This is a genomic window from Rhizobium sp. WSM1274 (assembly GCF_025200775.1).
In the GTDB taxonomy this organism is placed as follows: Bacteria; Pseudomonadota; Alphaproteobacteria; order Rhizobiales; family Rhizobiaceae; genus Rhizobium; species Rhizobium leguminosarum_I.
Window position 1 is genome coordinate 4,416,583 of record NZ_CP104138.1, and the last position, 9,566, is coordinate 4,426,148.

Annotated in this window: 6 protein-coding genes; 2 read left to right on the plus strand and 4 right to left on the minus strand. The window is 60.3% G+C overall.

Annotation, left to right across the window (positions count from 1 at the left end; genetic code table 11):
• Positions 1-143 precede the first annotated feature (143 nt).
• From N2600_RS21855 to N2600_RS21865, 3 genes are all read right to left on the minus strand, one after another.
• Complete coding sequence (locus tag N2600_RS21855; protein WP_260297373.1) at positions 144-716, minus strand: NADPH-dependent FMN reductase; 573 nt, start codon at positions 714-716, stop codon at positions 144-146.
• Between the two features lie 189 nt (positions 717-905).
• Positions 906-4,370: a pyruvate carboxylase gene (gene pyc / locus N2600_RS21860; protein WP_260297374.1), complete on the minus strand. Its 3,465-nt coding sequence runs from the start codon at positions 4,368-4,370 to the stop codon at positions 906-908.
• Positions 4,371-4,586: 216 nt separating this feature from the next.
• Positions 4,587-5,342, minus strand: a complete 756-nt coding sequence (locus N2600_RS21865; RefSeq protein WP_170258200.1) for a LuxR family transcriptional regulator — start codon at positions 5,340-5,342, stop codon at positions 4,587-4,589.
• 318 nt (positions 5,343-5,660) lie between these two features.
• Here N2600_RS21865 and N2600_RS21870 point away from each other — a divergent pair, with 318 nt between their 5' ends.
• Positions 5,661-7,424: a glucan ABC transporter ATP-binding protein/ permease gene (locus N2600_RS21870; protein ID WP_026154346.1), complete on the plus strand. Its 1,764-nt coding sequence runs from the start codon at positions 5,661-5,663 to the stop codon at positions 7,422-7,424.
• A gap of 441 nt (positions 7,425-7,865) precedes the next feature.
• Complete coding sequence (locus tag N2600_RS21875; protein ID WP_170260795.1) at positions 7,866-8,216, plus strand: VOC family protein; 351 nt, start codon at positions 7,866-7,868, stop codon at positions 8,214-8,216.
• 49 nt (positions 8,217-8,265) lie between these two features.
• On the opposite strand, the gene N2600_RS21880 is transcribed toward N2600_RS21875, so the two are convergent.
• Positions 8,266-9,498: an OpgC family protein gene (locus N2600_RS21880; protein ID WP_170260796.1), complete on the minus strand. Its 1,233-nt coding sequence runs from the start codon at positions 9,496-9,498 to the stop codon at positions 8,266-8,268.
• Between the last annotated feature and the right edge of the window lie 68 nt (positions 9,499-9,566).

A 9,566-nucleotide genomic window follows, 5' to 3' on the forward strand; every position in this document is an offset into this window, starting at 1 on the left:
GATGCCGAAAAGTGTGAGCGGTTTTCGGACGACATCATGCTCTATTTCTTTGATTTAGTCCGGAAGAATTTAGGCCGACCTGGCCCAAAATCATCCGGATCTAGTGCCGGGATGCGAACATCCCGGCATTGCTGGAATTCCAATCAGGAAGCGGTGACGACGGCCCGCGCCGCCTTCAGCGCATTACCCCACCAGGTGAGCTGGTCGAGCTGGTTCTTCGCCGCTTCGTTGAGATGCGCGTAATCGCTGAGGTTCTTGCCTTCCTTGAGGACGCCGAGATATTCACCAAGCGCGATATGCACGCCGGTTTTCACCGACGTCGCACCCATTTCCACGAAGATCAGACGAAGGTGCTCGACCGCGCGTGCGCCGCCGACGCCACCGTAGCCGACGAAGCCGACCGGCTTCTGGATAAATTCGCCGAGATCGATAGCGTTCTTCAGAACGGCCGTCGGAGCGTGATTGTACTCGGCAGCGGTGAAGATGAAGCCGTCGAATTCACGCAGCTTCTTTTTCCAGCGCTCTGCCGTTTCGCTTTCAGCGGTCGTGGCACGCTGCTCACCGAAAAAATGCATGGGGTAGTCGAGCAGGTCGAGAACCTCGGCCTCGATATCCTGCCGCTCGGCGGCGATAGCGGCAATCCACTTGGCCGGATGCTCGGCAAAACGGCCAATACGCGTGCTGCCGACGATGACGGCAATCTTCAACTTGCTCATGGATATCTTTTCCTGATGGGTCTTGGGGCTGATAGTGGGAGCGCAAGTTTATGAGAAAGCCTCCGCGCCGGGCAAGGCGCGAAGCCTTCGAAAGATCAGCTTTTTGACAGGCCGATCGTACACAATCGAGTGAATGCAGCCCGCTCGCGAAGTCGGCTGATGCCCGCCTTTGCGGAGGATGGCAACCCTTCAACCTGCGTAGACGACGAGCAGGTCCTTGGCATCGATCTGATCGCCGGCCCGCACCAGCACTTCGGAAATCGTGCCATCCTTTTCCGCATGCAGCGCCGTTTCCATCTTCATCGCCTCGATCGAGACGAGCACGTCGCCGGCATTGACGGCCTGGCCGGGCGAGACGAAGACGCGGCTGATGACACCCGGCATCGGCGCACCGACGTGAACGGCATTGCCCAGTTCGGCCTTGCGGCGGACGGCGGCCCCTGTCGCCCCATGGGCCCGGTCCGGCACCTTGATGCGGCGCGGCTGGCCGTTGAGCTCGAAGAAGATGGTCACCATGCCCTGGCTGTCGGTCGCGCTCATCGCCTGGTTGACGATCACGAGCGTCTTGCCGCGCTCGATGTCGGCAAACAGTTCCTCGCCGTCCTTGAGACCGTAGAAATAGGCGGGTGTCGGCAGCACCGAGACCGGGCCGTAGGTATCGGAGGCGAGCGCGAAGTCGGTGAAGACCTTCGGATACATCAGGTAGGACGCGAATTCGAAGTCGCTGATCTCGCGCTCGAGCTTCGTCTCGATGATTTTACGCTCCGCATCGAGATCGGCCTCCTTGAGCAGCGAGCCGGGACGCACGGTATAGGGCTTGTCGCCCTTCAGCGCCTTCTTCTGCAGCGCTTCGGGCCATCCTGACGGCGGCTGGCCGAGATCGCCCTTCAGCATCGAGACTACCGATTCCGGCAAGGAGACTTCCTTGTCGGGGCTGACGACATCGGCAACCGTCAAGTCCTGGGACACCATCATCAGCGCCATATCGCCGACGACCTTGGAAGACGGCGTCACCTTGACGATATCGCCGAACATCTGGTTGGCGTCGGCATAGGCCTGCGCCACCTGATGCCAGCGGGTCTCGAGGCCGAGCGAACGGGCCTGTTCCTTGAGGTTGGTGAACTGGCCGCCTGGCATTTCATGCAGATAGACCTCGGATGCCGGACCCTTCAGATCGCTTTCGAAGGCAGCATACTGATTACGCGCCGCTTCCCAATAGAAGGAAACGCGGCGGATCCATTGCGGATCGAGACCCGGATCGCGCTCCGTACCGCGCAACGCCTCGACGATCGAGCCGAGACAGGGCTGCGAGGTATTGCCGGAAAGCGCATCCATCGCGGCGTCGACGGCATCGACGCCGGCATCGACGGCGGCAAGAACGGTCGCGGCCGCAATACCTGACGTATCATGCGTGTGGAAATGGATCGGCAGGCTGGTCGCCTCGCGCAGCGCCTTGAACAGGACCTTCGCAGCCGCAGGCTTGAGGAGGCCTGCCATATCCTTGAGTGCGATGATATGCGCGCCGGCCTTCTCGAGCTCGACCGCAAGGTTGGTATAGTATTTCAGATCGTATTTCGGACGGGCCGAGTTCAGGATATCGCCGGTATAGCAGATCGCCGCCTCGCAGAGCTTGTTCTCCTCGGCAATGGCATCCATCGAGACGCGCATGTTCTCGACCCAGTTCAGGCAATCGAACACCCGGAAGAGATCGATGCCGCCCCTGGCCGCCTGGCGGACGAAATACTTGACGACATTGTCGGGATAATTGGTGTAGCCGACGCCGTTGGCGCCGCGCAGCAGCATCTGCAGCAGGAGGTTCGGCGCGCCCTCGCGGATCAGCGCCAGGCGCTCCCACGGGTCCTCGGTCAGAAAACGCATGGAGACGTCGAAGGTCGCGCCGCCCCAGCATTCAAGCGACAGCAGGTTCGGCAGCGCGTGCGCATAGGTTCCGGCAATGCGGGCGATGTCATAGGTGCGCATGCGGGTGGCGAGCAGCGACTGGTGGCCATCGCGCATCGTCGTGTCGGTCAAAAGCACACGCTTCTCGTTGCGCATCCATTCGCCGAATTTCTTCGGGCCGAGCGTGTCGAGGAGCTGCTTCGTGCCGTCCTTGACCGTATTGCCGTTGGCGTAGGGGACCACCGGCTCGGCCGCATTTTCCAGCGGCCTCGGCCTGTCCTTGGCTTCGGGGTGACCATTGACGGTGACGTCTGCGAGATAGGTCAGGAGCTTCGTGGCGCGGTCCTGGCGCTTCACCTGCTGGAAGAGTTCCGGCGTCGTGTCGATGAAGCGTGTCGTGTAGCTGTTGTCCCTGAACTTTGGATGGCCGATGATCGCTTCGAGGAAGGTCAGGTTGGTTGCCACGCCGCGAATACGGAATTCGCGCAGCGCCCGGTCCATGCGGGCGATTGCTTCGGAAGGATTGGGCGCCCATGCCGTGACCTTGACGAGAAGCGGATCGTAAAAGCGGGTGATGATGGCGCCCGAATAGGAAGTGCCGCCATCGAGGCGGATGCCGAAACCAGACGCTGACCGATAGGCAGTGATACGGCCGTAATCCGGAATGAAGTTATGCTCCGGATCTTCCGTGGTGATGCGGCATTGTAGCGCATGGCCGTTGAGGCGGATATCTTCCTGGCGCGGCACGCCCGATTCCGGCGTGCCGATCGCAAAGCCGTCGAGGATGTGGATCTGCGCCTTGACGATGTCGATGCCGGTGACGACTTCGGTCACTGTATGCTCGACCTGGATGCGCGGATTGACCTCGATGAAGTAGAATTTTCCGGTATCGGCATCCATCAGATATTCGACGGTACCGGCGCCGATATAATTGGTCGCGGCCGCGATCTTCAGCGAATAGGCGGCGAGTTCCTGGCGCTGCGCTTCCGAGAGGTAGGGCGCCGGGGCGCGCTCGACAACCTTCTGGTTGCGGCGCTGGATCGAGCAGTCACGCTCGAAGAGATGCACGACATTGCCATGCGTATCGCCGAGAACCTGGCTTTCGACATGGCGGGCACGCTCGACGAGCTTTTCCAGATAGACCTCATCCTTGCCGAAGGCGGCCATCGCCTCGCGTTTGGCCTCCGTCACCTCGCGGGCGAGATCCTTCGGATCGCGGATCGCGCGCATGCCGCGCCCGCCGCCGCCCCAGGAAGCCTTCAGCATGACGGGATAACCGATCCCTTCCGCCATCTTCGCCACTTCCGCCATGTCCTCCGGCAGAGGCCCGGTGGCCGGCACCACAGGAACGCCGACCGAGATTGCCAGGTTGCGCGCTGCGACCTTGTTGCCGAGCTGGCGCATCGTATCAGCCCTTGGGCCGATGAAGATGATACCGGCCTTGTTGCAGGCATCGACGAATTCGGGGCTTTCCGACAGCAGGCCATAGCCGGGATGAATGGCATCGGCGCCGGAGAGTTTCGCAACGCGGATCACCTCCTCGATCGACAGATAGCTCTCGATCGGACCCATGTCCTTGGAAAGATGCGGGCCGCGGCCGACCTGGTAGCTCTCGTCCGCCTTGAAGCGGTGCAGCGCCAGCTTGTCCTCTTCCGCCCAGATTGCCACCGTTTTTATTCCAAGTTCGTTGGCCGCACGGAACACGCGAATGGCAATTTCAGAGCGATTGGCAACGAGAATCTTGGAAATGGGCAAAACGGTCTCCTCGGACGTTCAGACGCGGGCATGCTGCACCCGCGAAGGAAATTCTTAACTTCTTGTCACAGAAAGTTCAATTTATCTTGCGACTGCGAAATGCAATTTTTCGACATTCTGGAGCAACTCCAGAAAAAGTGCGAAGCGGTTTTCCGTCCGGAGTTGCATCAAAATAAAAACCAGAGCAATTCCGCTTCGATGAGAGGCGGAATTGCTCTAACTTATCAGTCCATGACGGAAGGCAATCGCCACCGCCTGCTGCCTGTTTTTCGCCTTCAGCTTGTTCTGCAGGCCGTTCATATACCAGTCGACCGTGTGGTTTGAGATCTTCAGCACCTTGCTGATCTCCATCGACGTCATGCCTTCGGCGAGATAATGCAGGATTTCCATCTCGCGCCGCGTCAGCGGCGTATCGGCCGGCAACACGGTTTCCAGCGCCGGCGCCTCGCCTTTCAGATCGAGCAGCCGCCAGAAGGCTTTGCGCGCCACCGCCTCCAACAGTGCGATCTCCACCGGCGACAACTCGATCGGCTTGCCGGCGAGACTGAGGCTGGCGAGAATGCCGTTACGTCCGTGGATCGGAAAGATGTAGCCATCCTCCATTCCATGCCCGAAGGCATCGACCATCATCTGCTCCATGCGGCGCTGATGCGCATCCTTGTGGAAGGCCGCCATTGCCTCCCGCCAGCGGTAAGGCCGCTGCGCATGAGCGAGATAGCGCACCATCGGATCAATCAGAGCATATTTTTTCGCAGTGTATATTTGCGGCCATTGTTCCGGCCAGCGGCCGGCAAGCGCCGCAGCCCAGGGCTCTGGGTTCTGCTGCACCGGGTTCCGCGGCGCATGGCGCAGCAGACCGTAATATTCGAAGCCGCAACCGTGGAGGATCTGCTCCAGTTCGGTGACGACAGCTTCAGGATTTGAGCATTCTTCCAGAATTACAAGCAATTGAATTAACAAATTAATATTCACAAAAATGCCCCTTGCCCGGACCTGATGCCCGCCTGAGGCCGTCGGCGGCTGGTCAAACTGGTCGCGAAACGGTCTTCAATAAATGCAGTCTGTAATTTAATGCTGTGCTAAATATTGAATAAAATGCAAGTGCAAATTGCTGCGAGATATAGCCGGACGGCAATTTCGACGCCACGGCCATCCCGTCGCGTCCTGCGACAGTACCATCGTGTCAGTCATCACATCGACTGAACCCCGAATACTCCGTTAATCGCCCGTTCAGGTAGCCTTTTGTAGCATCGCATCATCCCGTTTTCGCAGATGCACAAGAGGTTCGACGTGACGCTATTTAAGGTCTATGCAAGGGCTCTGCGCTATCTTGGCGTCTACAAGCTGCGCGTATCCCTGGTCGTTGTCGCAAACATTGTTCTTGCGACGATTACCATCGCGGAGCCGATCCTGTTCGGTCGCATTATCGATGCGATTTCGGGCAAGGGCGAGGTCAAGCCCATCCTCTTCATGTGGGCGACTTTCGCCGTCTTCAACACCATTGCCTTCGTCCTGGTGGCCCGCGAGGCCGACCGGCTGGCCCATGGCCGGCGGGCGACGCTGTTGACGGAAGCCTTCGGCCGCATCATTTCCATGCCGCTTGGCTGGCACCATCAGCGCGGTACCTCCAACGCGCTGCATACATTGCTGCGCGCCTGCGAAACGCTGTTCGGCCTCTGGCTGGAATTCATGCGCAACCACCTGTCGACGGTCATCGCGCTTGCCCTTCTGGTGCCGACAGCGATGTCGATGGACCTGCGCCTTTCCGCCGTGCTTATGGTGCTCGCCATTGCCTACTGGCTGATCGGCCGCGTCGTCATGAGCCGCACCAAGGACGGCCAGGCTTCGGTCGAGAACCATTATCACACCGTCTTCTCGCATGTCAGCGACTCGATCAGCAACGTTTCGGTCCTGCACAGCTACAACCGCATCGAAGCCGAAACCCGAGCGCTGAAATCCTTCGCCGACCGTCTGCTCGAAGCTCAGTATCCGGTGCTCGACTGGTGGGCGATCGCCAGCGCACTGAACCGCATGGCGTCGACCATCGCGATGATGGTGGTCCTGATCATCGGCACCATGCTCGTCCAGGCCGGCCAGCTGCGTGTTGGCGACGTCATCGCCTTCATCGGCTTTGCCAACCTGTTGATCGGCCGTCTCGACTTGATGCGCCAGTTCGCGACGCAGATTTTCGAGGCCCGCTCCAAGCTCGAGGACTTCTATACGCTTGAAGACTCGGTGCGTGAACGTGAAGAGCCAGCCGGCAACGGCGAGATCAAGGACGTCAAGGGCGCGATCGAATTCCGCGACGTCTCCTTCGGCTTCGGCAACAGCTCACAGGGCCTGCACAATGTTTCTTTCTCGGTGAAGGCAGGCCAGACGGTCGCGATCGTCGGCCCGACCGGCGCCGGCAAGACGACGCTCGTTAACCTGCTGCAGCGTGTCTACGATGCCCAGGGCGGCAAGATCCTCGTCGACGGCACCGATATCACCAAGGTGACCCGCAAGTCGCTGCGTCGCCACATCGCTACCGTCTTCCAGGATGCGGGCCTGTTGAACCGTTCGATCAGCGACAATATCCGCCTTGGCCGCGAAGGCGCCAGTGAAGAGGAAATGCGCCGTGCAGCCGAAGCCGCCGCCGCTGCCGACTTCATCGAAACCCGCGAGGATCGCTACGATACGCATGTCGGTGAACGAGGCAACAAGCTCTCCGGCGGCGAGCGCCAGCGCATCGCGATTGCCCGCGCCATCCTCAAGGACGCACCGATCCTGGTGCTCGACGAGGCGACCTCGGCGCTCGACGTCGAGACCGAGGCCCGCGTCAAGGCCGCGATCGACAATCTGCGTGAGAATCGCACTACCTTCATCATCGCCCACCGCCTGTCGACGGTCCGCGAAGCCGATATGGTGCTCTTCCTGGATGACGGCCGTGTCGTCGAACAGGGCAGCTTCGACGAGCTCAGCCACAGCAACGGCCGCTTCGCCGCCCTGCTGCGCGCCAGCGGCATCCTGACGGATGAAGAGGTCCGCAAGGCCCACACCACCGAAGCTGCCTGATCGTTCGGGTTTCAAGATAAAGGCCGGAAGGTAGCTCCTTCCGGCCTTTTTTGTTTGCCTGGGTTAGGCGGCTGCATCGAACTGCATTCAAGATGCCACGCCTTAAGACTTTGCTTTCTCCCAATATCGCTGTGGACGATATGCATTGCAGTGTGCCGTGTGGCCACCCCCTCTGCCCTGCCGGGCATCTCCCCCACAAGGAGGGAGATCGGCTGGGCGCGATGGTTTCCCCAACCACTGACCAACTGATGTTCCGCACCGTAGTAGAGAGAGATTGAGGGCCTAACCACTGGCCAATCTCCCCACTTGTGGGGGAGATGCCCGGCAGGGCAGAGGGGGGTGCCACACGCCGTCACGTCGCCATTTCAAGCCAAACCCCAATTGACCACCGTGCCCATGTTCCTACCTTCCGCCTTGTCACCACGCATCGGGAGGAAGCCCATGAAGGTCCTGCGCATCGTCGCCAATATCCAGGCACCGGATATCACGCCGGCCCGGCGCTTCTATCAGGATATCCTCGCTCTTGACGTCATCATGAATCACGGCTGGATCGCGACCTTCGGTGCCGCAAGGCCGATGAACGTCCAGCTGAGCATCGCCAGCGAAGGCGGCTCCGGGACGCCGGTTCCTGATCTTTCGATCGAGGTTGATGATCTCGATACGGCTTTCGAAGCGATGTCGGCTGCCGGTTTTCCGATCGAGTACGGCCCGGCCGACGAGCCTTGGGGCGTCAGGCGCTTTTATGTCCGCGATCCCTTCGGCAAGCTCGTGAACATCCTCATTCATAATTGAGCCGGCGGCCATCGGCCGCCGGCTCCTCCATGTCGGGCAAATCCGGGCCCTATTTCCGATCGTTCCGGCGATAGGCATTTGCCGCCCCGCCGATGCGGACGGGAACGGGGATGGTATCGGCGACAAGTTTCCCCTTGACCTTGCCCTGCTGGCGCTTGCGCTCGAGATAATAGGCATAGGCGAATTGTGTCGCGACTCCAGCGATCACGAAGAGCGGACCGACCAGTTGGTCCTTGTTGGTGATGTAGAGCACCACCTGGCCGATCATGGCGAGGATCGTGCCGGCAACGAAAATGTTCAGCGAGTGGCGGCCGAGGATCGTCAGCGGATGGTCCGCAGGACGGCGCAGGATACGCGAGAGTGCCGGGATGCTGATAACGAGATAAGTCAGCGCCAGCACATGTAGCAGCCGCGGCAGCGACAGGAAGGTCTTGTCGAAACCGGTGATGACGGGCGGCAGGCCAAGGGCTGCCAGCGAGTTGCCGAAAATCCAGAGATGGCCGGTCACCCAGATGAAGGACGAGATGACGTAACCGGCAGCGGTCGCCAGCAGCAACGGATGCTGCGGGATCGAGCCGCCGCGCTTGATATGCAGCATCGAGACGATGCCGATCGAAAACAAGAACTGCCAGGAGAGCGGATTGAGGAACCAGTAGCCCTCGATCAGCATGTTGTACGGCGCCACCTCGTAGATGCCCGCAAGCAGCCAGACCGTGCCCGAGACGCCGAGCGCCAGCCATGGGCTGCGCGCATTCAAGAGCAGGATGATCGGCACCATCAGCATCAGCGCCCCGTACATCGGCAGGATATTGTTGTAGCCGATCTGGTGGCCGAGCAGGAGCAGCGCCGGAATGCCTTCCTTCAGGTTCATCAGAACCGCCAGAATATTGATTTCGACCAGCAACCCCGGCCGATGGAACAGCCAGGCACCGCAGATGAAGAGCGCCAGCGTCATGAAGGTGGTGATCATGTGGGCGAGATAGAGCGTGAAGGCGCGCTTTGCCGCCTTGATCGCCACCGTGAGCCGGTTGCCCGGCTGGAAGCGGCCCCCATAGGCAAGGCCGACGGCAATGCCCGAAATCAGCACGAAGGCTTCGGCGGCATCGGAGAAGCCGAAATTCTTCGTCGTCACATATTCGAAGATCTGTCCGGGAACATGATTGATGAAGATCATGATCAGGGCCACGCCGCGCAAGACGTCGAGCCTCGTATCACGTACTGGCGCAACTGCGGATAGGGAACTGCGCCCCGTGGCGATGGCTTCGGTCGGCGTGCTTGCCATGGGTCTCTCCTTATTATCCGGTTTGCAAACGCGACGACGGCCAAAAGGGTTCCCTTTTGGCCGTCGCG